Source organism: Nonomuraea sp. NPDC049714 (genome assembly GCF_044465295.1).
Classification (GTDB): Bacteria; Actinomycetota; Actinomycetes; order Streptosporangiales; family Streptosporangiaceae; genus Nonomuraea.
Genome location: NZ_JBITLM010000006.1, coordinates 423,426 through 448,900 on the forward strand (window position 1 = coordinate 423,426; position 25,475 = coordinate 448,900).

Annotated in this window: 22 protein-coding genes and 1 pseudogene; 13 read left to right on the top strand and 10 right to left on the bottom strand. The window is 68.8% G+C overall.

The window, feature by feature from the left end; translation table 11 throughout:
* Positions 1–2 precede the first annotated feature (2 nt).
* On the top strand, positions 3–683 hold the full coding sequence (locus tag ACIBQX_RS25510) for a hypothetical protein (RefSeq protein WP_397008574.1): 681 nt from the start codon (positions 3–5) through the stop codon (positions 681–683).
* 45 nt (positions 684–728) lie between these two features.
* Here ACIBQX_RS25510 and ACIBQX_RS25515 read toward each other — a convergent pair whose 3' ends face one another.
* Entirely contained in the window at positions 729–944 is a 216-nt protein-coding gene (locus ACIBQX_RS25515; RefSeq protein WP_397008575.1) for a DUF397 domain-containing protein, read from the bottom strand.
* A complete protein-coding gene (locus ACIBQX_RS25520; RefSeq protein ID WP_397008577.1) occupies positions 929–1,768 on the bottom strand; it encodes a helix-turn-helix domain-containing protein in 840 nt (279 codons plus the stop codon). The genes ACIBQX_RS25515 and ACIBQX_RS25520 overlap by 16 nt, the downstream gene beginning before the upstream one ends.
* A 197-nt stretch (positions 1,769–1,965) precedes the next feature.
* Between ACIBQX_RS25520 and ACIBQX_RS25525 the strand changes: the two genes are divergently transcribed.
* Positions 1,966–2,418 carry an ATP-binding protein gene (locus ACIBQX_RS25525; RefSeq protein ID WP_397008845.1) on the top strand — a complete coding sequence of 151 codons (453 nt, stop codon included), beginning with the start codon at positions 1,966–1,968 and terminating at the stop codon, positions 2,416–2,418.
* 19 nt (positions 2,419–2,437) lie between these two features.
* On the opposite strand, the gene ACIBQX_RS25530 is transcribed toward ACIBQX_RS25525, so the two are convergent.
* Positions 2,438–4,021 carry a penicillin-binding transpeptidase domain-containing protein gene (locus tag ACIBQX_RS25530; RefSeq protein ID WP_397008579.1) on the bottom strand — a complete coding sequence of 528 codons (1,584 nt, stop codon included), beginning with the start codon at positions 4,019–4,021 and terminating at the stop codon, positions 2,438–2,440.
* Positions 4,022–4,129: 108 nt separating this feature from the next.
* On the opposite strand from ACIBQX_RS25530, the gene ACIBQX_RS25535 reads away from it, so the two are divergent.
* Genes ACIBQX_RS25535 through ACIBQX_RS25545 form a run of 3 tightly spaced genes read left to right on the top strand, consistent with a single transcriptional unit; the run spans position 4,130 to position 7,966 of the window.
* Entirely contained in the window at positions 4,130–5,047 is a 918-nt protein-coding gene (locus ACIBQX_RS25535; RefSeq protein WP_397008581.1) for a LysR substrate-binding domain-containing protein, read from the top strand.
* Positions 5,044–5,946 (top strand): serine hydrolase, encoded by a 903-nt coding sequence (locus ACIBQX_RS25540; protein ID WP_397008583.1) that lies wholly within the window; start codon positions 5,044–5,046, stop codon positions 5,944–5,946. Before ACIBQX_RS25535 ends, ACIBQX_RS25540 begins: the two co-directional genes overlap by 4 nt.
* A gap of 58 nt (positions 5,947–6,004) precedes the next feature.
* Positions 6,005–7,966 carry an acetoacetate--CoA ligase gene (locus ACIBQX_RS25545; protein ID WP_397008585.1) on the top strand — a complete coding sequence of 654 codons (1,962 nt, stop codon included), beginning with the start codon at positions 6,005–6,007 and terminating at the stop codon, positions 7,964–7,966.
* 57 nt (positions 7,967–8,023) lie between these two features.
* Here ACIBQX_RS25545 and ACIBQX_RS25550 read toward each other — a convergent pair.
* Positions 8,024–8,884 (bottom strand): annotated as a pseudogene (locus ACIBQX_RS25550) (NADP-dependent oxidoreductase); the annotation flags it as partial.
* A 124-nt stretch (positions 8,885–9,008) separates the two neighbouring features.
* Between ACIBQX_RS25550 and ACIBQX_RS25555 the strand changes: the two are divergent.
* On the top strand, positions 9,009–9,932 hold the full coding sequence (locus tag ACIBQX_RS25555; protein ID WP_397008587.1) for an AraC family transcriptional regulator: 924 nt from the start codon (positions 9,009–9,011) through the stop codon (positions 9,930–9,932).
* Here ACIBQX_RS25555 and ACIBQX_RS25560 read toward each other — a convergent pair.
* The 4 genes from ACIBQX_RS25560 to ACIBQX_RS25575 form a co-directional block, all read right to left on the bottom strand.
* Positions 9,929–11,410, bottom strand: a complete 1,482-nt coding sequence (locus ACIBQX_RS25560) for an NADH-ubiquinone oxidoreductase-F iron-sulfur binding region domain-containing protein (protein WP_397008589.1) — start codon at positions 11,408–11,410, stop codon at positions 9,929–9,931. The two genes, ACIBQX_RS25555 and ACIBQX_RS25560, sit on opposite strands and share 4 nt — an antisense overlap.
* A gap of 29 nt (positions 11,411–11,439) precedes the next feature.
* Entirely contained in the window at positions 11,440–12,219 is a 780-nt protein-coding gene (locus tag ACIBQX_RS25565; RefSeq protein ID WP_397008591.1) for a hypothetical protein, read from the bottom strand.
* A gap of 78 nt (positions 12,220–12,297) precedes the next feature.
* A complete protein-coding gene (locus tag ACIBQX_RS25570) occupies positions 12,298–13,878 on the bottom strand; it encodes a DUF1996 domain-containing protein (RefSeq protein ID WP_397008593.1) in 1,581 nt (526 codons plus the stop codon).
* Positions 13,875–14,519 (bottom strand): DUF4142 domain-containing protein, encoded by a 645-nt coding sequence (locus ACIBQX_RS25575; RefSeq protein WP_397008595.1) that lies wholly within the window; start codon positions 14,517–14,519, stop codon positions 13,875–13,877. The genes ACIBQX_RS25570 and ACIBQX_RS25575 overlap by 4 nt, the downstream gene beginning before the upstream one ends.
* Before the next feature lie 108 nt (positions 14,520–14,627).
* Between ACIBQX_RS25575 and ACIBQX_RS25580 the strand changes: the two genes are divergently transcribed.
* The 4 genes from ACIBQX_RS25580 (at position 14,628) to ACIBQX_RS25595 (ending at position 21,179) form a co-directional block, all read left to right on the top strand.
* Complete coding sequence (locus tag ACIBQX_RS25580) at positions 14,628–15,182, top strand: sigma-70 family RNA polymerase sigma factor (RefSeq protein ID WP_397008597.1); 555 nt, start codon at positions 14,628–14,630, stop codon at positions 15,180–15,182.
* The gene (locus ACIBQX_RS25585) at positions 15,182–15,379 is read left to right on the top strand and encodes a zf-HC2 domain-containing protein (RefSeq protein ID WP_397008599.1); all 198 of its coding nucleotides are present in this window, start codon (positions 15,182–15,184) and stop codon (positions 15,377–15,379) included. Before ACIBQX_RS25580 ends, ACIBQX_RS25585 begins: the two co-directional genes overlap by 1 nt.
* Before the next feature lie 84 nt (positions 15,380–15,463).
* Complete coding sequence (locus ACIBQX_RS25590; protein WP_397008601.1) at positions 15,464–16,270, top strand: tryptophan 2,3-dioxygenase; 807 nt, start codon at positions 15,464–15,466, stop codon at positions 16,268–16,270.
* Positions 16,271–16,307: 37 nt separating this feature from the next.
* On the top strand, positions 16,308–21,179 hold the full coding sequence (locus ACIBQX_RS25595; protein ID WP_397008603.1) for an NAD-glutamate dehydrogenase: 4,872 nt from the start codon (positions 16,308–16,310) through the stop codon (positions 21,177–21,179).
* Positions 21,180–21,248: 69 nt separating this feature from the next.
* On the opposite strand, the gene ACIBQX_RS25600 is transcribed toward ACIBQX_RS25595, so the two are convergent.
* A complete protein-coding gene (locus ACIBQX_RS25600) occupies positions 21,249–22,274 on the bottom strand; it encodes a hypothetical protein (RefSeq protein WP_397008605.1) in 1,026 nt (341 codons plus the stop codon).
* A 47-nt stretch (positions 22,275–22,321) separates the two neighbouring features.
* Here ACIBQX_RS25600 and prfB point away from each other — a divergent pair, with 47 nt between their 5' ends.
* Complete coding sequence (gene prfB / locus ACIBQX_RS25605) at positions 22,322–23,440, top strand: peptide chain release factor 2 (protein ID WP_397008607.1); 1,119 nt, start codon at positions 22,322–22,324, stop codon at positions 23,438–23,440.
* 6 nt (positions 23,441–23,446) lie between these two features.
* Here prfB and ACIBQX_RS25610 read toward each other — a convergent pair whose 3' ends face one another.
* Complete coding sequence (locus ACIBQX_RS25610) at positions 23,447–23,638, bottom strand: hypothetical protein (protein WP_397008609.1); 192 nt, start codon at positions 23,636–23,638, stop codon at positions 23,447–23,449.
* A gap of 203 nt (positions 23,639–23,841) precedes the next feature.
* On the opposite strand from ACIBQX_RS25610, the gene ftsE reads away from it, so the two are divergent.
* Together ftsE and ftsX are read left to right on the top strand one after the other, a co-directional pair.
* Positions 23,842–24,531, top strand: coding sequence for a cell division ATP-binding protein FtsE (gene ftsE / locus ACIBQX_RS25615; protein ID WP_336207831.1), 690 nt, complete (start codon positions 23,842–23,844; stop codon positions 24,529–24,531).
* 21 nt (positions 24,532–24,552) lie between these two features.
* Entirely contained in the window at positions 24,553–25,458 is a 906-nt protein-coding gene (gene ftsX / locus ACIBQX_RS25620) for a permease-like cell division protein FtsX (RefSeq protein WP_397008612.1), read from the top strand.
* Positions 25,459–25,475 lie beyond the last annotated feature (17 nt).

Sequence of the window (25,475 nt, forward strand, 5' to 3'; positions counted from 1 at the left end):
CGATGTTCGACATCGCCTGGATCGACTTAATCAGCCTCACCGCGGTAAAAGGCCATGACCTGGAGTCGGTCCGTCGGATCATCGGTGCGGAAAGCGAGCCCGTCTCTATCTACGACGCGCGCCTCAACAGTAGTGCTCCCCCTGAAGACGCGATGATTTCCGAATGGGGTGACGGCATCCTCGTCTGTCAGCCCGGCTTCGGAACCAAATGCGCCAAGCCCGAGACGTTGGCTGCCCTGGCGACCGCTGGACGCTCGGTCATGACCACCTGCTGGCATGACCGGAGCATCAGTCCGGCGTATCCTGAAGGAGATGACCTTCTCGCGCTGGCCGTAGACGGTCGCCTGCTGTCCGCGCTCGACCCTTCGAACCTCCAGCAGCAGCGGTTCGGGTACGACACCTCGGCTCTCGACCCCTACCTCGCTGGAACTCGCTTCGACTACGAGACGATCGCCGTATGGAGCCAGGCGGGCCAGACAATCGGAGACGGTGCCGACGGTTCCATCACTGTGGCCCACTGGCGGTATGCCTGCCTTTCAGCCTTGGAAAGATTCATGCAGGCCGAACTCCATGAGGATCTGGTGAGATCCGTTGTCCCGGGCCGCAACTTCTTTCTAAGCGATTCCCTGCCGGAGCCGCCGATGCCTGTGTCGGAATTCCTGAACTGCTCCAGGGGAGGGTGATATGGGAGGAGCCTGGTGGATGACCAGGCCCCCTTCCGTTAGTGCCTAGAGGTCGAACGCTCCGTCTTTCACGCCGCCGGTGAAGGCCTTCCACTCGGGGTCGGTGAACACCAGGGCGGGGCCGTCGGGGTCCTTGCTGTCCCGTACGGCGACGCGTCCGCCTGATAGGAGGGCTGCCTCTACGCAGTTTCCTTGAGCGTCCGAGAGGGGGCTCTTCCGCCATGTCGCGCTCTTGAGTTCCTCGCTCAGTTCCAGATCCATGGTTGTTCCAACCTCTCTTCGATCAGCGCCAACGAGTCTGCCCGGGGAAGCGCATCCGCTCTGATCGTCTGAAACCAAACCTTCAGTTTCTCCAGAGACTCAAGCCGGTCTACCATGCGGCCTCCGCCGGGGGCGTCGATATAGGCGGCTTCGTCTCTGTCCGCAGCCGTCCGGGCAATCATGAACCCGGCCACCAGGCCACTCGTTGACATGGCGCGTAGGGGGACGATTTGAAGAACTATATTCGGACTTCTACCCATCGTGAGGAGACGTTGAAGCTGATCCCGGGTGATTTTCTCACTCCCTACCGGGCGTAGCAGCACGCCCTGATCGAGGACGGCGTACAGGTATGGAGGTTTGCCCTGATGCAAGATGGCTTGTCGCTGCATCCGCGCCTCCACGGTTTCTTCTACCTGCTCAGGGGTCATCCCTGGCCCGCCTCGGCAGATGGCTTCCGCGTACTCCCGAGTTTGGAGTAGGCCGGGCACGATCAGCCCTTCGTAGGTGCACAACTCCGTAGCACGCTTCTCCCTCTCCAGCCACGGCAGGAAGTTCCGGAACGACAAGTTCTTGCGGCACCTTCGGGGCAGGTGCTGGGCGAGGTCGTTGGGCGAGAGGCCCAGGGCTTCCTCGCAGCGGCGTGTCCTGTCCTCGTCCATACGCCGATCGCCCCGCTCGACGTTGCCGATCTGCTGACCCGTGAGGGCGACCCGTGCACCGAGCTGCGCCAGCGTCATTCCTGCTTTTTTGCGGCGTTCCCGCAATTTATATCCGAATCGGGCTTCTGGACTTGTTTCGGGATCTATTATTCGCTCGATTCCCATGGTCCGCCCTCTCCGTTCGTGCCACTGCGATGAAACCCGGTGGCTCGGACAATGTGTTACTACAGACCTGGTCGGTCGCTTAGCAAATTACCTGTCCGGTGCCAGTCTGGCGAGTGGTTCGCCGACTCTCTTTTTCGGTGAAACAACTTGGGCGAAGTCAGAAATAGGCACGAAGCGGAGAAAGTCAGGTGAAAGTTATGCAAGCGGCGCTCCGATCCCCGATCCAACGCCACACCTTCACCATGGAGGAGCTGGATCCACGCGCCATCCCGGCCAGGGCCCGGGACATCATCGCGTCATGGACGGGGGCGGACCACCCTCGGGCGTACGACCTTCAACTGCTCGCCACAGAGCTGATCACCAACGCCGTCAGGTACGGACTCGGGACCATGCCCGCGACGCGGTGGGTGCGGATGAGGCTGGAGCGTGAGCCGAGCTTTCTGCGTCTGGTGGTGATCGACCCCGGACATGCCTGCACCTTCCCGCACCTGCGCCTGCCTGTGAACGACCCCGGTCCTGACGACGAGGACGCGGTGATCGAGTGCGGCCGTGGGCTGCAGGTGGTGCACGCGATCACCGACGGCTCGTGGGGCCACTACTACAACGTCCAGAACGAGCAGGTCGTTTGGGCTCTCCTCACGGCCGAATGAACGGCCGGATGAGCGGGGATCAGGGGAGTTCGGTCAGGAAGCGGGCGGCGATCGGGGCGGCGACGGCGGAGCCCGCGCCGCCGCCCTCCACGACCACCGCGAAGGCCACGTGGTCCCGGTAGCCGATGAACCAGGAGTGCGCGGGCGGTTCCTTGCCCGACCCGTACTCCGCCGTGCCGGTCTTGCCCGCTGTGCCGGAGGGGAAGCGGACCGCGTGCGCGGTGCCGTCGGTGACGACGGCGGGCATGAGCTCGCGCAGCGCGCTCACCACCTCCTTCTCCAGCGGGCGCGGTCGCAGCGTGCGGTCGGGCACGAGCTCCTCGGGGACGATCCGGGGCGGGCGCCAGGCGCCGTCGGCGATGGCGGCCGCGACCGAGGCCATGTTCAGCGGGCTCGCGAGCACCCGGCCCTGCCCGATGGCGGCCGAGGCGAGGTCGGTGTCGTCCTTGGGGGCGGGGAACTCGGCCCGTACGGCGGGCACCCCCGGCGCGATCACGGCGCCGAAGCCGAAGCTCTCGGCCACCTTCGCCAGCCGCTCCTTGCCCAGATCGGACACGCCCATCGCGCCGAAGGTGGTGTTGCACGAGTGCGCGAAGGCGTCCCGGAACGGCAGCGTGCCGTAGTCCTTGAAGCCGGCGTTGTGGAAGGGGAAGCCGCCGATGTTCTGCTCGGCGGGGCAGGCGACCCGCTCGCCCGGCTCCAGCCCCTCGGCGACCAGCGCGGAGGCGGTGACGACCTTGAACGTCGAGCCGGGCGGATACTTGCCGAGCAGGGCGCGGTTGAACCCGCCCGGCTTGTTCACCACGGCCAGGATCTCGCCGGTCGAGGGCCGGACGGCGACCAGCGAGGCGGGCTTGGCCGCGGCCGTGATCGCGGTGGCCCCGGCCTGGTGCACCTTGAGGTCGATGGTGGTGCGCAGCGGCTCCTTGCCGGGCGTCTTGAGCAGGGTCTTGACGGTGTCGTCGCCCTCGAACAGGTCGATCCTGGACCGGGCGTACGCGCCGAACCGGTCCGGGTAGGTCTGCTTGATCCCCTCGATGAGCTGCTGCACCGAGCCGGGGGCGTCCGGGGTGTCGATCCGGCTGCCGTCGGCGGCCAGCACCTGGGTCACCGCGGCCTTGTCCTGGACCAGCCGGATCGTCCTGCCCTTGGTGAGCTCGGGGTGGACGGCCGCCGGGGTCCAGTCGATCTTCCAGGTACGGTCCCGCTCGACGAACTTGAGCCGCCCGCCGTAGGTCCAGTCGATCACCCCGCTGAGCACGGCCTGGAAGGAGACGGTGTCCTCCGCGCTGGAGGCGAAGACGCCCCTCGGCACCTGCCGCTCGAAGGAGGCCCGTTCGACCTCGAGGTTCTTGAGGAAGAGCCGGTGGGTGCGCTCGAAGTCGGCGGGCGGCTCGGCCACCAGTTCGCGCATCGCGTCGTAGTCCTGGGCGGCCCACGCCCGCAGGTAGGCGTCGGCGGTCTGCTCGGGGGAGCCGTTAGTCCGCAGCAGCCAGATGACGCCGGCCGCGACGACCGCCGGCACCAGCAGTGCGGCGCAGACCAGGGGCCACCGGCGCCGTTTTCGCCGGTGAGGCCGCTCCGGCCGTAGCTGTGCGTACATTGCCCCCGTTTGTGATGACATGCGTCAGAGGACAGCAGAGCTGGACCGAAGATGTCCAATACTGATATAAGGCACACATCCATATAAATCTGGCTATAGTCGCTGGTTGTGGACCTGGTCCGGCACTTGCGCTACTTCACGGTGGTCGCGGAAGAACTGCACTTCGGCAACGCCGCGATCCGGCTCGGCATGGCCCAGCCGCCGCTCAGCCAGCGCATCAAGCGGTTGGAGGAGGAGCTCGGCGTGCGGCTGTTCGACCGCTCGTCCCGCCAGGTCAGGCTGACCGAGGCGGGCAGACTCCTGCTCGGTGAGGCCAGGGAGATCGTGGCCAGGGTGGACCGCCTGCACGAGCTGGTCCGCCACGGCGAGGGGGCCGTCCTGAAGATCGGGGTCCCGCCCGACCTGGCCGCCGTGGTGATCGCCGGGCTGGTCGAGGGGTTCCGCGCGAGCAACCCGGAGGTACGGCTCGCGCCGGCGGAGATCTGGACGGCCGACCAGGTGAGCGCGCTGGCAGAGGGCGCGATCGACGTCGGTGTGGTACGCCATCCCGTCAGCGCTCCCGGCCTGAGCTTCGGCCCGATGCTGGTGCAGCCGCAGGGGGTGCTCCTGGCCTCCGGTGACCCGCTGGCCGGCAGCGGCGAGGTGCACCTGGCCGACCTGGCGGGGCGGGAGCTGCTGATGCCGCCCCGGGAGGGGGAGCCGGGCATGCACGCGGAGGTCCTGGCCGAGTGCCGCCGGCACGGCTACGTGCCCGCCCAGGTGCACCAGGGTGCCGGGCTCGGGCTGGTGCTGGCGGGGGTCGCGGTGGCGTTCGGGCCGAAGGTGGAGCAGCCGGGGCTGGCCTGGCGGCCGCTGCTAGGCTCGCCGCTCGTCTGCCGGGTCTCCACCGCCTGGCGGGCGGCCACGACGGCGGTGACCGGCTTCTCCGCGGTGGCCGTACGGACTCTGAAGGAGCGCGCCGGGATGACGGACGAGGGAGCCGCCCCGGTGCGGCGGGTGAGCCGGAGGCCGGGGATGCTGGCATGACCGGCCAAGGCAGGAAAAATCCGGACCTGGTGGCCGTGCGCCCGGAGGGTCCTGATCTGGAGGCGCTGTTCCGGGCGGCCGGGGTGCGCGGCCGGTTGTTCGCCGTCGACATCGACACCGGCCGGGAGCTGGCGTACGGCGCCGACGAGCCGACGCCGACGGCGTCGATGTTCAAGGTGCCGCTGCTGGTGGAGTTCTGCAGGCAGGCCGACGCCGGGCTGCTGGATCCGCGGAGCCGGGTGACGGTGACCGCGGCCGAGCGGGTCGGCGGGCCGACGGGGATCTCCTCGATGCTCGACGACGTGACGATCTCGCTGCGCGACCTGGCCTACCTGATGATCGCGGTGAGCGACAACACCTCGGCCGACGTGCTGCTCGCCAGGATCGGCCGCGACGCGATCAACACCATGCTGGACGGCTTCGGGCTGGTGGGCACCCGGGTGGTGCACAGCTGCCGGGAGACCAACACGAGCATGGCCGAGGACGCCGGGCACGGCTGGCCGTTCCTCGACTCCGAGGACCTGGCGCGACTGCGGGTCCTCGACCCGGCGCGCACCAACCGCAGCACCCCTCGCGAGCTGGCCGGACTGCTCGGCATGATCTGGCGCGACGAGGCCGCCTCGGCCGAATCCTGCGCGTGGATGCGCGGCGTGCTCAACCTGCAGGTCTGGCCGCACCGGCTGGCGTCCGGCTTCCCGTACGACGACGTCGGGGTCAGCGGCAAGACCGGGACGCTGCCGACCCTTCGCAGCGAGGCGGGAGTGGTGGAGTATCCCGATGGGGGCCGCTACGCCGTGGCGGTCTCGACCCGTTCGTTCAGCAGCGCGCTCAACCAGCCGCGCGCCGACGCGGTGATCGGCACGGCCGCGCGTATGGCGGTGGACCACCTACGCAGGTAGCGAGTTGTGTGGGTAGACGGGTATGACTTCCTCCTACCAGGCCGACAGGATGGGGCACATGGTTGCTGAAGGTGCACTTCTCTGGGAACCCACCGATGAGATCGTCGCTCGCGCCAAGCTGACTCGGTACATGGACTCGCTCGGGCGCGCCGGGGCGGGTTACGAGGAGGTGTGGCAGTGGTCCGTGGACCGTCCGGCGGAGTTCTGGACGACGATCTGGGAGTACTTCGACGTGCTCGGGGACCGGGCTGACGGGCCCGTCGTCACGGGGGCGATGCCGGGGGCCGAGTGGTTCGCCGGCAGCACCGTCAACTACGCCGAGAACGTGCTGCGCCGCACCGAGGGCGTCGCGGCGGTCTTCGTCTCCGAGGACGGCGCCCGCCAGGAGCTGACCTGGGCCGCGCTCCGCGACGACGTCGCCCGCGTCCGGGCCGGCCTGGTGCGGCTCGGCGTCCAGCGCGGCGACCGGGTGGCCGGCTACCTGCCGAACATCCCGCAGGCGCTGATCGCCTTCCTCGCCACCGCCTCCCTGGGCGCCATCTGGTCGGCGGGCTCGCCCGACTTCGGCGTGCCGAGCATCATCGACCGGTTCAAGCAGATCGAGCCCAAGGTGCTGATCGCGGTCGACGGCTACCACTACAACGGCAAGAGCTACGACCGCTCGGCCGCCGTCAACGAGATCGCCGCCGGGCTGCCCACCCTGCGCGCCACCGTGTGGATCCCGTACCTGAGCGCGGTGGAGGAGGGCCGGCCGCCGCAGCGGGCCGAGCCCACCCCCGCCGACACGCGGGAGCTGCCGCACGGCGAGGTGATCGGCTGGGAGGGGCTGCGCGCGGAGAGCGCGCCGTTGGAGTTCGACCGGGTGCCGTTCGACCACCCGCTGTGGATCCTCTACTCCAGCGGCACTACCGGGCTGCCCAAGCCCATCGTGCACGGCCACGGCGGCGTGGTCCTCGAACACCTCAAGTCGCTCTCCTTCCACCAGGACCTGGGTGAGGGGGACGTGTTCTTCTGGTACACCACCACGGGCTGGATGATGTGGAACTACCTCATCGGCGCCCTGCTGGTGGGGGCCACGCCGGTGCTGTACGACGGCTCGGCCACACATCCGTCGGCCGCCGCCCTGTGGCGGATCGCGGCGTCGGAGGGGGTGACCTACTTCGGCGTCGGCGCGCCGTACATCATGGCGTCGATGAAGGCGGGGGTCGTCCCGGAAGGGCTGGACAGGCTGCGGGGGATCGGCTCGACCGGCTCGCCGCTGCCGCCGGAGGGGTTCGCGTGGGCGGCCGAGCGGCTGCCCGGGATCCCGCTCGGGTCGTTCTCCGGTGGCACCGACGTCTGCACCGGGTTCGTCGGCGCCACCGTGCTGCACCCGATCAGGGCCGGGATCATCCCGTGCCGGTCGCTGGGGGCCAAGGTGGAGTCGTTCGACCCCACCGGCAAGCCGGTCGTCGGCGAGGTCGGGGAGCTGGTGCTGACCCAGCCGATGCCGTCGATGCCGGTACGGTTCTGGAACGACCCCGACGGCGAGCGCTACCGGGAGAGCTACTTCGACGTCTACCCCGGCGTGTGGCGGCACGGTGACTGGATCAAGCTGAACGACGACGGCAGCTGCGTCATCTACGGCCGCTCCGACTCGACGCTCAACCGGGGCGGCGTCCGGATGGGCACCAGCGAGTTCTACCGGGTCGTCGAGCGTTTCGAGGAGGTCACCGACAGCCTGGTGATCGACACCGGCCGGCTGGGTCAGGAGGGGCGGCTGCTGCTCTTCGTGACCCTCGCCGAGGGGGTCACGCTGGACGACCGGCTGGAGCGGGCGATCTGCTCGGCCCTGCGCGACGAGCTGTCACCCCGGCATGTGCCGAACGAGATCCGCACCGTTCCCGGCATTCCCCGCACGCTGTCGGGCAAGAAGCTGGAGGTGCCGATCCGGAGGATCCTGCTGGGCACCCCGGTCGAGCAGGCGGCCAACCCTGACGCCATGGTCAACCCCGAGGTGCTGACCCACTTCAGACCCTGAGCGGTCACAGCGCCGTGGCCCAGGAGAGCAGGTCTCCTCGGGGACGATGATGATCTTGCCGCGGGTCCGGCCGGCCTCGGCCCTGCGGTGGATCTCCGTCAGGTGGGTGAGGGGATGGGTCTCGGCGATCTCGACCATGAGCTCGCCCTTGTCGATCAGCTCGGCCATCGCGGTGAGCTGGGCCGGCTCGCCGGCGGCGACGAAGTGGTGCGCGTTCGGCGCCTCGATGGGCGTGGCCACGGTGACGACCACCCGGCCGAGCGGGGCCAGCGCCGCCGCCTCCCGCGCGGAGACGGCGGCGAGGTTGAGCACCACGTCCATGCCTCCGGGCAGCGCGGTGGCCGTGTAGTCGACGATCTCGTCGGCACCGAGCCGGCGGACCGCCTCGGTGCTGCGCGGGCTCGCCGTGGCGATCACCGTCGCGCCCGCGTGCTTGGCGAGCTGTACGGCGAACAGGCCGATGCCGCCGCCCGCCCCGTTGATCAGCACCCGCTGCCCGGCGCCGATCCGGGCGTGGTCGAAGACCGCCTGCCAGGCCGTGAGCCCGGCGACCGGGATGGCGGCGGCATGGGCCGGTGGGATGCTCGCCGGCGCGCCGGCCAGCTCGGCCGCCGGTGCGACCACGTACTCGGCGGCGCTGCCGCTCACCAGGCCGATGACGCGGTCTCCGACGGCCAGGCCGGTGACCCCCGCGCCCAGCCTGGCGACCGTGCCCGACAGGTCCCAGCCCAGGGTGTGCGGCAGCGTGACGTCCAGCAGGCCTTGCAGGTATCCGGCACGCAGTCCGACCTCGGAGGGATTGAACGAGGTCGCGGTCACCCGGACGAGCACCTCGCCCGGCCCTGGCGACGGCCTGGGGACGTCGTCAAAGCGGATCACGCTCGCGTCGCCGTACTCGTGGATGCGGGCGGCCCTCATGGTGGCACTCGTGGACACGAGGCTCTCCTTCCGTCGTCTGCAACCGTAGGAGAGCGTGCCGCGACATCCAATGCGTCAATGTCCAGATTTTCTACGCGATCGTCTTCCTGGTTAGACTTCCCCGGTGGATGTGCTCAGTGACGTGATCGTCGCCATGCGGGTCGGGCTGCCCAGCTCCAGCCACGTCACCCGGCACGCCCCCTGGGCCCAGCGATTTCCTTCCTTGCCCGGCTCCGCCGGGTTCCAGGTGATCCTCCAGGGCTCCTGCTGGCTCATCCCCGAGGGCGGCGAGCCGATCCCGCTGAGCGTCGGCGACGTGGTGTTCTTCCCGCACGGCCACGGGTGCGTCCTGGCCGACTCGCCGTCCACGCCCGTCCCCGAGCACGACTGCGATCCCGGGGAGGAGACCGCGCTCTTCGCCGCCGCCGCGATCGCGGGCCCCGGAGCGGCGACGGTCACACTCTGCGGCGGCTACCGGCTCGACGACGGCCGCTCCCACCCGATCCTGCGTGACCTGCCCGACCTGATCCACCTGCCTGCTCGCCTGGGCCACCACCAGGAGCTCCGCGCCGCGATCGACCTGCTCGCCACCGAGATCGGCAACCCGCGACCGGGCGCCGACACCGTCGTGGCGTCCCTGCTGGACATGCTCCTGCTCTTCATCCTGCGCGCCCACATCGACGCCCGGCCGGAGCGCTGCCAGGTCAGCGGCTGGGCGGCCGCCCTGGCGGACCCCGGCATCAGCGCCGCGCTGGACGCCATCCACCGCGACCCCGCCCACCCGTGGACGGTGCAGTCACTCGCCGCCCGCGCGGGGCTGTCGAGGGCCGCCTTCTCCCGCCGCTTCTCGACGCTGGTGGGGCAGCCCCCGCTCACCTATCTGACCTGGTGGCGGATGGGTCTGGCCGGTCGGCTGCTGCGCACCACCGACGCTCGGCTGAGCGAGGTGGCGACCCGCGTCGGCTACGGCTCCGAGTTCGCCTTCGCCAACGCCTTCAAGCGCGAGCACGGCCTGTCGCCGGGAAGATACCGCCGCGAGTCCTGCTAGTGCGCCTGCGCCAGGCGCAGGGCCAGGGCGGGGCACATGTCCACCGCGCGGCCGGCCTCCTTCACCATCCAGCCGGGCACCGTCTTGAACGACGGGAAGCCGTAGTCGTCCAGGCTCACGAACTCCGGCAGCAGGTGCGCGCACAGGCCGTGGCCCTGGCAACGGGTCCAGTCCACCTCCAGGCGGTACTCCGGCTCGTCCTCCCGCTCGGGCAGCGGCAAGATGCCGCGCACCGGACGGCCGCACGAGCCGTGCTCCTGGTGGAGCGCGATGTCGGATTCGAACGCGTCCAGCGTCGACAGCACGAACTTGGCGGTGCCGTCGGGATGGAAGCAGGCGCCTCTGCGCTCGACCGCGCGCACCGAGCGCCGGATGGAGTCGGTCGAGCCCGAGCCGTCGACCAGCGCGCTGAGCGCCCTGGCCACGTCGGGCAGGCCGAGGCGGCAGGGGCCGCACTGCCCGGACGACTGGGCCGCCAGGTACGCGGCGACCCTGGCGGCCTCGCCGAGCGAGCAGGTCGACTCCCCGAGCGGCACGATGATGCCGGCGCCGAGGCTGCCGCCGGCCATCTTCATGCCCTCGCGCGAGATGATGGCGGAGATGGCCGTCTCAGCGTCCAGCCACGCGCCGTGGTAGCCGCCGATCAGCACTCCGTCGCCGATCTCCGCCTCGCACATCTCGAGGACGTTGATCAGCGGAGTGCCGGTCGGGACCTCCACGACGGCGGCGTTCGCCGCTCCACCGCTCACGCTGAGCAATGTGGTGCCCGGCTCCCTGCTGGTGCCGACCCTCGCGTACTCCTCCGCGCCGAGCTCGGCGAGCACGGCGAGCTGGGTGAACGTCTCGGTGTTCGACAGCAGCGTGGGCAGTCCGTCGACGCCGCTCGTGCTCGCCCGCCGCTTCCTGCCCGGCGGCACCGCCTCCAGGCCGTTGACCGCGCGCACCAGGGCGCCGCCCTCGCCGGAGATGAACTTCTCCTGCAGGCCGACGACCCTGATGTTGATGCGGCTCTCGGCCGCGCCCGCCACGTTGGCGGCCCGCCTCTCGGCCACGGCCGCCTCGATCGAGGACTTCGCGACCTCGCCCTCGACGGTGGCGAGGACCACCTCGCGGGCGTTCAGCGCCTCGGCGGCGAGAACCGCGCCGTCGAGCACCAGATGCGGGTTGCGCACCAGCAGCATGGCGTCCTTGGAGCTGGCCGGCTCGCCCTCGGCGCCGTTGACCAGCACCACGCACTCGCCGCCGCGGGCGGCCTCGGCCACCGCCCGCAGCTTGCGCGCGAAGGGGAACGCCGCGCCGCCCCGCCCGCGCATGTCCACCTCCTCCACCAGGGCGATGATGTCGTCGAGGGTGCGTGGCACCTGGTCACCGTGCAACGTGCGGTGCGCGGGCAGGTCCAGCCGCCTGGTGTGGTCGAGTCCGGCCGTGAGCCGGGCCGGTCCCATCCGCAGCACGCGCGGCACTGAATGCGGGATCACGGCGTTCTCCTAGCGATTCTCGGGCGGGGTCATCCCGCCTCCCGGTACTTCCGCCGGGCCTCTGCGAGGCTGACCGGCGCGTTGATCCCTTCTGGCACTGCGACAGGCATGTCGCTGACCTCGGGTGCGTCCACCCACTCAGGCACTGCCGCCGGCCGGAGGAGCGTGGCCAGCACCCGCACGAGCAGGGCCGAGCCGACGGCGGCCAGGCAGGCCATGTACGACCAGGACACCCAGCTCGCCGCGAACCGGCCCGCGGTCAGCCCGTGCAGGATGGAGATCGGCCAGGACAGGTAGGCCGAGGCGTGCATCAACCGCCACAGCCACGGCCTGCCTGTCACCGCGAACCGTCCCCGGACCATGCCCGTCACCGCGACCACGATCATCATGTCGAACGCCACCGTCCCGAACCCCACGTAGACCCCGGCTACGGGGATCACGGCGGCGGCCAGGGGGACGTGGTTGAGCGAGATCATGAGCGTGATGTGCGTGAGCAGGAAGGCCATCCCGGCGAACGCGGCGGCCCGGTGCGCGAACTGCGCCCGGACCCGGTTCGCCGGAGACAGGAAGACGCGCTCCGTGGTGAGCAGCCCGAGCGCGACCGTGGCGGTCAGGCTGACCAGGGCGAGCACACCTCCGTAGTATTCGAGGAAGCTCACCCCGCGGCCGAGCAGCTGCATGCCGCGATCCGTCAGCGTCAGCGCGAACACTGACAGAAGGATCGCGGCGATCGAGGCGCTCGCCCCGAGCCGGACCTTCTTGCTGTCCAACTGGCTCGGGGCGTGCCGGGGTTGACGTCTGTGGAGCATCGATTCCCTCCATGGTCGGATGAGGGTGCGACTCGGGAGGGCCTGACATGGGGCCACCGTCGCGAGACGGATGTCAGGTCAGCAGCGGCGGCCTCGGTTGATGCAGTTGACCGCGAAGTTCATCAGGCTCTCCGGCATCACGTTGACGAAGTCCGCGTGATCGGTGACCGGATTGTGGAGCTGTTCGGGGAACGCGTCCACGGCGAACGAGGGTCCCGGGGGCACCGAGTACGTCAGCACCATGTGGAGCTGTGGCACGGCCCTGGTTCCTTGCGGACAGGCGCCGTTCTGATCGGGGAAGACGATGTGCGAGCGGTGGTTGGCGCTGTCGGTGTTCTGGCCGTCCCAGCAGCTCGGGAAGTCCAGAATACGGGCTACCTGGCTACCGCGCGGGCAAAGCGGATATTTGTCGGGACTCACCCGGTTGGTGAAGCCGGTGCAGCTCCAGCCGGCGCGGGCGTTGGCCGTGCCGTTCGTGGCGGCCTTGGCGTCACCCATGATGATCCGCAGGAAGCGCGGCATGGCCACGACCCGGGAGGTCGCGTTGCCGCGGAACTGCAGCGTCACCGAACGGGGGCGCAGGACCTGGCCGACGTTGCCGTCCGGGTCCTCGGTGTTGGCGTCGACCTGGCGGTTACGCAGCACGGGCCAGAAGTAGGTCGACTGGTCGCCCCGGCGGCAGGTGGTGCCCGCGGCCGCCAGGCTCTCGTCGGTCGAGAAGGCGTCGGCCGACAGGTTGCCCACGTAGTCGTGCAGGTGGTGCGCCCCGTTGCGGACACCGGGAGCGACGATGAAGTTGTCGGGGTTGTTGTGGCCGTTGCCGTTCGTCCCGCAGGCGGACACGAACGAGCCCCTGGAGCCGCTCCTGCCGATGCGCGCGCCGTTCTGGTTCGGCGGGATCTGCCTGATGTTCACGAAGTCGGTCACGAACGGGCCGAGGTCGGCGCACTCGTTCTCCTCGCCCCCGGTGGGGGAGGGAGAGGGGCTGGGGGAGGCGCTGGGTGAGGGCGTGCCCGTCGGCTGCTGGGTGGGCCTGGGGCGGTTCCCGCGACGGTCCTGGGAGCCGTTCTGGTCGCGGTCGCGGAAGTCGCCGCGGCGGTTCTGGTCCTGGACGTCGTTCCCGTCGGGGTCCTGGGCGCCGTCCCGCTGACGGTCCTGGCTCTGGACGCCGTTCTCCTGGTCCTCCGGCTGCTGGATCGGGTCGGCGGCGACACCGCCCCCGGACGGGCCGGTCTGGCCGTCGGTGTCCTGCTGCTGGTTCTGGCCGTTCTGGTCCTGCTGGTTCTGGTCCTGCTGGTTCTGGTTCGGGTCGTTCTGGTTCTGATCCTGGTTCTGATCCTGGTTCTGGTTGTCGTTCTGCTGGTCGTTCTGGTCCTGCTGCTGGTCCTGGTCCTGGTTCTGCTCGGGTTGCCGCTGGTTCTGGTCCTGCTGGTCGTTGTTCTGGTCGTTGTTCTGGCCTTGGTCCTGCTGGTTCTGGTCCTGGTTCTGGTCCTGAGGTTGGTCCTGATCCTGCTGCTGGTTCTGCGGAGGAGCCTGTTCGGCGACTTCGCAGTGGTCCGCCAGGGCTGGTGTGGCGCTGCCGATGACGGCCGCGGACACCAGCCCGCCGGCCACCATGGCCAAGGCGGACATGGCCGCGGCCATGCGTCTGGATCTCATGGTTGTCTCCTCGGGTCGACCGCCGCGGGGGCGGGTGCTGCGGGTGAGGGTGTCGGGGGCGCCGGCAGTTCGTCGTAGTTGACCAGCCCGGTGGATTCCAGCAGCGTCATGTGCCGCATGACCACCGTCATGGCTGTCCCGGAGAACTTCCTGATCTCCGTGTTGCGGGTGCCCGCCCTCACGGTCGCGACAAGGGTGAAGACCTTGCCGTGCGCGGCTCTGAGCAGCATGGCGAAGTCCCTGTCGAAGGCCGGGCCGGTCTCGGTGGCCAGTTGCGCCATCCACCGTTGCTGGTCCGGGCTGGGACGGTCGGGCAGCGGTACGGCGAGCCGTGCCGCTATCTGGCGGACCGAGGCGTCGAGTTTCTTGTGGTCCTCCACAAGATGCGCGCCGACGTCCTTGACCCGCTGGGAGTCGGCCCGTACCTGGGCCCACTGTCCAACGGGGATCTCCCAGAGGCCCGCCTGCCGTACTTTGACCAGGAAGTCACGGTCAGCCGGCCCGAGCGGGCCCGATGCGGTCTGAGTGACCTCGGTCAGCACGGCGGTGTTCGCCTGCGGCATGATCAGCAGGATCGTGATCGCAGCCGCGATAGCGAACCCACTGAACATCACCACTTCGCCGCGCAAAAGCCTGTGCATGGTCGGAGGTACGCGGGCATTACGAGCCCGGTTCACCTATGCGTGGAGATAGTCAGAAATGACTGGAGTTATCGGAGTGGCTACCGGACTCATAACGAAGGTGTAAAGATGTGCCCCGTGCTAGGTCACCTCGACGGCAGGTTCGAGAGTGCTGAAGCCGAGGCGGAGCACCGCATCGCGGAGCTTTACCAGGAGTTCGGCGGCCCTCTACTGCGCCACGTACGCAAGTCCACCGGTAACGATCTGCAATGGGCCGAGGATGTCGTACAGGAGACGATCGTCCGTGCTTGGCGTAACTCGGCAAGGCTGCAATGGGAGCCGGGCCTTATTTGGGCTTGGCTACTCACGGTAGCGCGCCGAATCGTAATCGATGGACGTCGCCGGAAAAGCGTTCGGCCTCACGAGGTCGAACCGCCTGACGGCGACATGATGGCGGTGCCGGACGGCTCGGAGCGCGCTCTGTCGGCGATGGTCGTCGCCGACGCCCTCCGCAGTCTGTCCGAAGAACACCGCGAAGTCATTGAGCAGACCTACCTCCGGGACCGTACGATAAGTGAAGCGGCGGAGATACTGGGGATTCCGCCCGGCACAGTGAAGTCCCGGCTCTACTACGGCATCCGGGCGCTGCGCGAACTGCTGCGGGACAAGGGGGTAGCCGGCTGATGCATGACGAGGTCGCCGCCTATGTCCTCGGAGTGCTCGACGATGACGAGCACGAGGCGTTCGAGCGGCACCTCGATGTGTGTGAGCGGTGTCAGGCCGAGCTCGTGGAGCTGGCCGAGGTCCCCGAGCGGCTCGACGAGCTCAAGCAGGACCCCTCCGCCTCTGAGGACGACCCGCCGATGTCGATGTCACGTTGACGTATTTGCCCTTTTCGGGTGGTATCGGTACGGCGAGGCGTGCGCCCGGTGTTCAGAGCCGGGTGCGGTGGGGGAGGTGAGCCGGTGAGCGTCGACGATGATGCGGCCGTCCCTCACGATCGGCGGTTCGGCGAAGAGGGCGGCCGGATGTCCTACGGCGGCTACCTTCGCCTGCCCGAGCTTCTCGCGCAGCAGCGACCCCAGTCGCAGGCCCCGGACGAACTGCTGTTCATCACCATCCACCAGGTCTACGAGCTCTGGTTCAAGCTGTTGCTGCACGAGCTCGAAGTGGCCAGGGCCGCCATGTTCGGCGGCGAGCTCTGGCAGGCCAGGCACCTGTTCAAGCGGGTGCACGCGGTGGAGCAGGTGCTCATCGAGCAGGTCGAGGTCCTGGAGACGATGACGCCACAGGACTTTCTGGAGTTCCGCGCCGACCTCGCGCCGGCCAGCGGTTTCCAGTCGGTGCAGTTCCGCGAGCTGGAGTTCCTGTCGGGCGCCAAGGACGCCCGCTACCTCGACCGGCTCAGGGACGCCGACGACATCGAGCGGGCCAGGCTACGGCGACGGCTGGACGAGCCGACGCTGTGGGATGCTTATGTGACCGCCCTCTCCCGACGCGGCCTGCCGGTCTCCGACGATGACGAGATCATGGCCGCGCTGCTGACCGTGGCGAGAGACCGCCGATCGCACGATGATCTGTGGCAACTCGCCGAGGACCTTCTGACGCATGACGAGACCACCGCACAGTGGCGGATGCGGCACGTCCAGATGGTCGAACGGCAGATCGGCACGAAATCGGGCACCGGAGGCTCGACGGGCGCCCCCTACTTACGCGGGCGTGCCCGCATGCACTACTTCCCGCTGCTGTGGGAACTAAGGGCCAGGCTGTGAAAGGCCATGGCGAACCTCACAAAGGAGTGAGAGCGAAATGCCGCTCGACGAGGCCAAGGATGAGCTGCTCCAAAGGGCCGCGCAACGGTGCGCGGTGGGCAGTGACCATGTGAGCCCCGAAGAAGCACTGTCCTTCCTGCGGATCTACTACCGGCACGTCGCCCCAGAAGACCTGCTCCAGCGCAGTCCCGTCGACGTGTACGGTCCCGCGATGTCGCAGCGGCAGCTGGCCGAGCTCCGCCCGCAGGGCAGGGCCGCGATCCGCGCCTACACTCCCACGCTGGAGGAGAACGGCTGGGATCCCGGCCACTCCGTGGTGGAGGTGGTCACCGACGACATGCCGTTCCTGGTCGACTCGGTGACGATGGAGCTCAACCGGCACGACATCGGCGTCCACCTGGTCGTGCACCCGCAGATGCGGATCCGCCGCGACCTGACCGGCCGGATGCTCGGCCGGGACCAGGAGGACGTCACCGGCCAGATGCTGGTCGAGTCGTGGATGCACATCGAGGTCGACAGGCAGTCCGACCCGGAGGTGCTCAAGAAGCTGGAGGCCGACCTCCTGCGGGTGCTGTCGGACGTGCGGCACGCGGTCGAGGACTTCGCGAAGATGCGGGACCTGGCCATGCGGACCGCCGAGGACCTCACGCTGAACCCGCCGCCCCTGGAGCCCGCGGAGGTCGAGGACAGCCTCGACCTGCTGCGCTGGCTGGCCGACGGGCACTTCACCTTCCTCGGCTACCGCGAGTACCGGCTGGAAGGCGGCCCGGAGGGCGACAGGCTCCGCGCGCTGCCCGGTGCGGCACTCGGCATCCTGCGCGACGACAAGGTCGGCTCCGACAGCTTCTCCGCGCTGCCCCCCGAGGTGCGGGCCAAGGCGCGGGAGAAGCAGCTGCTGATCATCACCAAAGCCAACTCCAAGGCCACCGTCCACCGTGCCGCCTACCTCGACTACATCGGCGTCAAGCTGTTCTCGGCCGAGGGCGAGGTGATCGGGGAGCGCCGCTTCCTCGGCCTGTTCACGCACGTGGCCTACAACGAGTCCATCTCCCGGATCCCGGTGCTCAGGCGCAAGCTCGCCGACGTGCTCAGCAGGGCCGGGCTGACCCCGGAGAGCCACGACGGCAAGGACCTGATCGAGATCCTGGAGACGTTCCCGCGCGACGAGCTCTTCCAGACCTCGCTCGACCAGCTGCTGCCGATCGCGCTCGGGGTGTTGCGGCTGCGCGAGCGCAAGCAGGTCAAGCTGTTCCTGCGCCGCGACGACTACGGCCGCTACATCTCCTGCCTGATCTACCTGCCGCGCGACCGCTACACCACCAAGGTCCGGCTGCAGATGCAGGAGGTGCTGATCAAGGCGCTGGGCGGTAAGACGCTCGACTACAGCGCGATGATCGGCGAGTCGGCGCTGGCCCGGCTGCACGTGGTGGTGCGCGGCGAGCGGGGCAAGCAGCTCCCGCAGCCGAGCGTCGACGTGGAGGAGCTGGAGGCGCGGCTGGCCGCGATCACCCGCTCGTGGGAGGACGACCTGGCCGCCGCCCTGGGGGAGACCACCTCCGAGGAGGAGGCGCCCAAGCTCCTGCGGCGCTACCAGTCCGCCTTCCCCGAGGGGTACAAAGCCGACTTCCCACCCCAGATGGCCGTGGTGGACCTGCGCCGCATGGAGCAGCTCGTCGGCGCGGACGACAACGAGATCAGGATCAACCTCTACGAGCCGTACGACGCCGCCGAGGGCGAGCGGCGGCTGAAGATCTACAAGATCGGCTCGCCCATCTCGCTCTCCCACGTGCTGCCGCTGATCCAGCGGCTCGGCGTGGAGGTCGTGGACGAGCGCCCGTACGAGATCGACAGGGACAACGACCCCGCCACCAAGAACGCCTGGATCTACGACTTCGGGCTGCGCTACACGCCGTCGGACGAGGTCGACAGGGACGACTTCAAGCGGCTCTTCCAGGACGGGCTCATCGCCCTGTGGACGGGTCAGATCCAGGCCGACAGCTTCAACTCCCTCATCCTGAAGGCCGGGCTGACCTGGGAACAGGTCGAGATCCTGCGCGTCTACGCCAAGTATCTGCACCAGGCCGGCAGCACCTTCTCCCAGCGGTACATGGAGCGCGTGCTGCTGGGCAACGTGCGGCTGGCCCGCCTGCTGGTCCGGCTGTTCGAGGCCAGGCTGGACCCGCGGCGCCCGGACGACGTCCGCGCCGACCTGGCCGACGCGGTCACCGAGGAGATCCTGGGCGCGCTGGACGAGGTCGCCTCGCTGGACGAGGACCGCATCCTGCGGGCGTACCTGGAGATGATCCAGGCGACGCTGCGTACCAACTACTTCCAGACCGTCGATGGACGGCGCAAGTCGTACATCTCCCTGAAGTTCGACCCGCAGGCGATCAGCGTGCTGCCGCTGCCGCGGCCGAAGTACGAGATCTTCGTGTACTCGCCGCGGGTGGAGGGCGTGCACCTGCGCTTCGGGAAGGTCGCCAGGGGCGGACTGCGGTGGTCGGACCGGATGGAGGACTTCCGGACCGAGATCCTGGGGCTGGTCAAGGCACAGATGGTGAAAAATACCGTCATCGTGCCTACTGGGTCTAAGGGTGGCTTTGTCGTGAAGCGTCCGCCTGCGTCTGGTTCGCGGGAGGAGCTGCTCGCCGAGGGCGTGGCGTGCTACCGGATGTTCATCTCCGGCCTGCTCGACGTCACCGACAACCTGGTGGACGGCAAGGTCGTGCCCCCGTCCGACGTGGTCAGGCACGACGGAGACGACACCTACCTCGTCGTGGCCGCCGACAAGGGCACCGCCAAGTTCTCCGACATCGCCAACGGCATCGCCAAGGAGTACGGCTTCTGGCTCGGCGACGCCTTCGCCTCCGGCGGATCCATCGGCTACGACCACAAGGGCATGGGCATCACCGCCCGCGGCGCCTGGGAGTCGGTCAAGTACCACTTCCGCACCATGAACGTCGACGTGCAGAGCACCGACTTCACCGTGGCCGGCGTCGGCGACATGTCCGGCGACGTCTTCGGCAACGGCATGCTGCTGTCCCAGCACATCCGGCTCGTGGCCGCCTTCGACCACCGCCACATCTTCGTCGACCCCGACCCCGAGGCCGCCCGCTCCTTCGCCGAACGGCAGCGCCTGTACGACCTGCCGCGCAGCTCCTGGGCCGACTACGACGCCTCTTTGATCTCGGCCGGTGGCGGCGTCTTCCCCCGCACCGCCAAGTCCATCCCGATCACCCCGCAGATGCGCGACGCGCTCGGGCTCGCCCCGGACGTCACCTCGCTGGCGCCCAACGACCTCATCAGCGCCATCCTGCGCGCCCCCGTCGACCTGCTCTGGAACGGCGGCATCGGCACCTACGTCAAGGCCGGCGCCGAATCCCACTCCGACGTGGGCGACAAGGCCAACGACTCGCTCCGGGTCAACGCCGCCGACCTGCGCTGCAAGGTCATCGGCGAGGGCGGCAACCTCGGCTTCACCCAGCTCGCCCGCATCGAGTTCGCGCTGAACGGCGGGCTGGTCAACACCGACTTCATCGACAACTCCGCCGGAGTCGACACCTCCGACCACGAAGTCAACATCAAGATCCTGCTGGACCAGGTCGTCCGCGACGGCGAGCTGACTGACAAGCAGCGCAACCAGGTCTTCACCTCCATGACCGACGAGGTGGCCGAGCTGGTCCTGCGCGACAACCATGCCCAGAACGTCGTGCTGGCCGCCGCCCGCGCCCAGGCCGTCGACATGCTCCACATCCACGCCCGCTACCTGCGCCGCCTCGAACGCGACGGCCTGGTCAACCGGGAGCTGGAGTTCCTGCCGTCGGACAAGACGCTCGCCGAACGCCGCCAGGCCAGGCTCGGCCTGACCGCCCCGGAGTTCTCCGTCCTGCTCGCCTACACCAAGCTCGTGGCCGACGCCGAACTGCTCGGCACCGACCTGCCGGACGAGCCCTACCTCGCCTCCTGGCTGGTGTCGTACTTCCCCTCGGCGCTGCGCGACCGCTTCAGGACGTACATGGACGCCCACCCGCTGCGCCGGGAGATCATCACCACCGGCGTGGTGAACGAGCTGGTGAACTCCATGGGCACCACGTTCATGTTCCGCGTCGGCGAGGAGACCGGGGCCTCCACCCCCGACATCGTCCGCGCCTACCTGGTCGCCCGCGAGGTCTTCGACTTCGCCAGCTTCTACCGCCAGGTCGACTCGCTGAACAACCAGGTCGACACCGCCACCCAGCTCGCCATGCTGCTGGAGGCGCGCAAGCTCGCCGAACGCGGCACCCGCTGGCTCCTGACCAACCGCCGCCCTCCGCTGGACCTGGCGGCGGCCGTCGGCTTCTTCGTCAAGGGCGTCAACGGCCTGTTGTCCCACCTGCCCAAACTCCTGACCGGCCCCGACCTGGCCGCCTTCGAGGACCGCCGCGACTCCTTCATCGCCCGCGGCGTCCCCGCCGACCTCGCCGAGCGGGTCGCCGCCATGGTGCCCGCCTACTCCACCTTCGACCTGGTGGAGGTCTCCTCACTGACGGGCCGGCCCGTCAACGAGGTGGCCGAGGTCTACTTCGACCTGGCGGACCGCCTCCAGCTCGCCCGCCTCAGGGAGCGCGTCATCGCCCTGCCCAGGGACAACCGCTGGAACGCGATGGCCCGCGCCGCCCTCCGCGACGACCTGTACGCCGCCCACTCCGCGCTCACCCGCGACGTCCTGGTCCACAGCACCCCCGGCCTCTCACCGGAGGAACGCCTGGCCCGGTGGACCGAGGCCAACTCGGCCGCCGTCCGTCGCTCCAAGCAGACGCTGTCGGAGATCTGGGAGAGCGACAACTTCGACCTGGCCACCCTCTCGGTGGCCCTGAGAGCCATCCGCACCCTGGTCTCCGCCACCAGCCTGCCCTACAAGGAGGCCTGACCCAAGGGCCGCAGCGGCCCCGTCAGGACACCTGGCGGGGCCTCCTCGGAAACCGACGGCAGGTCCGGGTCACTGGCCGGAGGCGCGGGTCAGGGCGCCGTCGTGGGCTATCACCTCGGCCGCCGCCGGCGTCTTCGACGGCGGGACGGCCGTGACGTACTGGTGGACCTCGGTGATCCGCAGGTTGCGGCGGACCACCGGGGCGGAGATGGCCCAGCGGGCGGTCACCGGCACCGGGATGTAGTCGTCCTCGGCCGTCTTCGTGGTCGTGGTGGTGGTCCGCGACAGTGAGTACTGGATCACCGCGCCACCGTCCTCGGTACGCAGGCCGTACACGGGATGGTCGTTGGCGGAGAAGATCGAGTCGTAGCTGAAGCCGTTCTTCTTCGCCCGCTCGCGGGCGGAGGTGATCTCCGCCGCGACGTCGGTGGTGTGAGGGCCGGAGGCGATGAGGCCGGCGGCGACGCCGTCGGCGCCGGCCTCGGCGACCGTGGCGTGCAGCGGGCCCATGTACTGGGGGCTGATGGTGACGCTCTTGTCGGCGGGGGCGATGGCGGTGGCGTAGCCGTCGGCGTCGAGCCGGACGGCGGGCGGCCGTTGTCCGGTCAGCAGGCGGGCGGCCGCGCCGAGCCGCCAGTCGCCGGCCTTGGCGAAGGTCAGCATCGTCAGGTGGCCGTCGCGGGTGGCCAGCACGCTGAACCAGGGGGCCCGCTCACTCGCCGGGAAGCGCGGCACGTACAAGGTGGGGGATCCCCACGTGCGGCGGGGCGGCTCGCCCTTGGTGGACAGGAACGCGACGGTGGTGAGCTGGGCCTCGGCGTCGCGGACGTACTCCATGGCCATCCGCAGGTCGCCGCCGTCGCGCAGGACGTTGTCGGTGGCGGTGAAGGTGGCGAACACCTCGGCCGCCTCCTCCGGAGTGACGGCGGTGGCGGGGACGGTCGAGGAGGGGGTGGCGGACGCGGACGCGCCGCGGGTGGCGGCGGCCGGGGTGGGCGCCGGATCGCCGGGGCTCGAACAGGCGCCCGCCCCGGCCGCCACCGTCAGCAGGGCGACGGCGAGCGCCAGCGCCTTCCGCCGACCGTGTACACGCACCTCGCCATGTTATTCGTGCCCGCGAGGGTCGCGTACGCTAGGGAGACGTGGCAGTCATCGATCCGGCAGAAGAGATCAACGAGCTCGCGGGCACGCTGCGCAGCATCCAGGACGTGCTCGACCTCGACGCGATGCGCAAGCAGATCGAGGAGCTGGAGGAGCAGGTGGCCGCCCCCGATCTGTGGGACGACCCCGACAAGGCGCAGAAGGTCACCAGCAAGCTCTCCCACATCCAGGGCGAGCTCAACCGCGTGGACGGGCTGGTCCGCCGCCTCGACGACCTCTCGGTGCTCTTCCAGCTGGCCTCCGAGGAGGCGGACGAGGACACCAAGGCCGAGGCCGACAAGGAGCTGAGCTCCCTCAAGTCCGACATCGGCGCCCTTGAGGTCCGCACCCTGTTGTCGGGCGAGTACGACGCGCGCGAGGCCCTGGTCACCATCAACTCCCAGGCCGGCGGCGTCGACGCGGCCGACTGGGCGGAGATGCTGCTGCGCATGTACCTGCGCTGGGCCGAGCGGAAGAACTACCCCACCGAGGTCTACGAGACCTCCTACGCCGAGGAGGCCGGCATCAAGTCGGCCACCTTCGCCGTCAAGTCCCCCTATGCCTACGGCACGCTGCGCGGCGAGCACGGCACGCACCGGCTGGTCCGGATCAGCCCGTTCGACAACCAGGGCCGCCGCCAGACCTCCTTCGCCGGGGTGGACGTGGTGCCGGTCGTCGAGACGACCGACCACATCGACATCATCGAGGACGAGATCCGCGTCGACGTCTACCGCTCGTCGGGGCCGGGCGGCCAGGGCGTCAACACCACCGACTCCGCCGTCCGCATCACCCACCTGCCGTCCGGCATCGTGGTCTCCTGTCAGAACGAGCGCTCGCAGCTGCAGAACCGCGCCACGGCCATGAACGTGCTGCAGGCCAAACTGCTGGAGCGCAAGCGGCAGGAGGAGGCGGAGAAGATGTCGGAGCTGCGCGGCGTGTCGACCACGTCATGGGGCACCCAGATCCGCAACTACGTGCTGCATCCGTACCAGATCGTGAAGGACCTGCGCACGAGCACGGAGGCGGGCAACCCGTCGGCGGTGCTCGACGGGGATCTCGACGCCTTCATCGAGTCGGAGATCCGCTGGATGCGCCGCCAGGAGTCAGAGCCTGCCTCCTGAGCCCGCCTAGGTGGCGTAGAGGTGGCGTAGCACCAGGGTCACGAAGAGCAGGACGATCAGCAGCACGGCGATGAGAGCGGGGGACAGCCCGGCGAAGCCGTGGTGATGCATCCGCTCGCGGTTGGCTCGGCAGAGGGAGCAGCGGCCCTCTATCACGGGGTGGGCGCACTGCGCGCATACGAGGTGTTGGCAACTCATGTCAGCCCCAAGTCTAGCCGCACAATCGTTTTGTTTCCGTTATGGACGTTCCATGCCAGTCTTCCCCCTAGACTGTCCTCTGGCCAATCGGAACGTCGATCATCGGTAAAGATGGGCGTCCCCGATCGGTGAGCGGCGGGAAGTGGGCATGTGCCACCCTCGCATCCGTCCTGACCCCTAGACTGGCATGCCGTGATGCTCTCGTGATCCATTTCGATAATGTCACCAAGGTCTACACGAACCAGAACAGGCCCGCTCTCGACCACGTCTCGGTTGACGTGGACAAGGGCGAGTTCGTGTTCCTCGTCGGTCCCTCGGGATCAGGCAAGTCCACTTTCCTACGCCTGATCCTCAAAGAGGAACGACCCAACTCAGGGGCGATCCATGTCGCAGGCAAGGACTTGGGTCGGCTCTCCAACTTCAAGGTGCCCCACCTGCGCCGCCGTATCGGCTGCGTGTTCCAGGACTTCAGGCTGCTTCCGAACAAGAACGTCTATGAGAACGTGGCGTTCGCGCTCGAGGTCATCGGCAAGCCCAGGCGGTTCATCCGCAAGGTCGTGCCGGAGGTCATCGAGCTGGTCGGCCTGGAAGGCAAGGCACACCGTATGCCCGACGAGCTGTCCGGCGGCGAGCAGCAGCGCGTCGCCATGGCTCGAGCGTTCGTCAACCGACCCATGATCCTGCTGGCGGACGAGCCGACGGGCAACATCGACCCCGCGACGAGCATCGGCATCATGAAGGTGCTCGACCGGATCAACAGGACCGGCACCACGGTCGTCATGGCCACGCACGACGCGGCCATCGTCGACTCCATGCGCAAACGTGTCGTGGAGCTGGAGGACGGCAAGATCGTCCGCGACCAGTCGCGTGGCGTCTACGGCCAGGCGTACTGAGCAGGGAGCAGCAGACAAACCATGCGGGCGAACTTCATCTTCTCCGAGGTCTGGATCGGCCTCCGTCGCAACCTGACCATGACGATCGCGGTCATCATCACCGTGGCGGTCGGCATGGCGATGCTGGGCGTCGGCTTGATGATCAACGCCCAGGTTACGATGATGAAGGACTTCTGGTACGACAAGGTCGAAGTATCAGTTTTCCTGTGCAACAAGAACAACGCCAGCGAATCCTGCAAGGGCAAGGCGATCACGGACCCGCAGACCCAGGCGCTGCAGAAGCAGATCCAGGGGCTGCCCGGGGTCGAGGAGGTGTTCTTCGAGGACCAGGTCGCCGCCTACAAGAACTTCCAGGAAGCCTACGCCTCCAACAAGGCGCTGGTCGCCGCGACCAAGGCGGAGGACATGCCCACGTCCTTCCGCGTGAAGCTGACGAACCCGGACGACTACCAGCCGATCGTCCAGGCCCTCACCGGACAGCCGGGCGTCGCCCAGGTGCTCAACCAGAAGGACCTGGTCAGCAAGGTCTTCGAGTTGCTGGACAAGTTGCGCGCCGGAGCGCTCGTCGTCGCCATCGTCCTGGTGCTTGCGGCGGCTCTGCTGATCGGCAACACGGTGCGGCTGTCGGCCTTCAACCGACGGCGTGAGACAGGCATCATGCGGCTGGTCGGCGCCTCCAACCTCTACATCCAGCTGCCCTTCGTCATGGAGGGCATGATCGCCGGCCTGATCGGCGGCGTGTTCGCCGCGGTCCTGCTGATCCTGGCGAAGGTGTTCCTGTTCGAGGAGATCGGCGCCCAGCTGGCGCGCGGCGCGGAGATCGGCTGGAACGACGTCGCCTCGGTCATCACCCTGACGATGGTCATCGGCGTGGTCATCTGTGTGCTGGCGTCATTCGTCACACTTCGTCGCTACCTCAGGGTCTGACGAAACGCCGGTAAGGT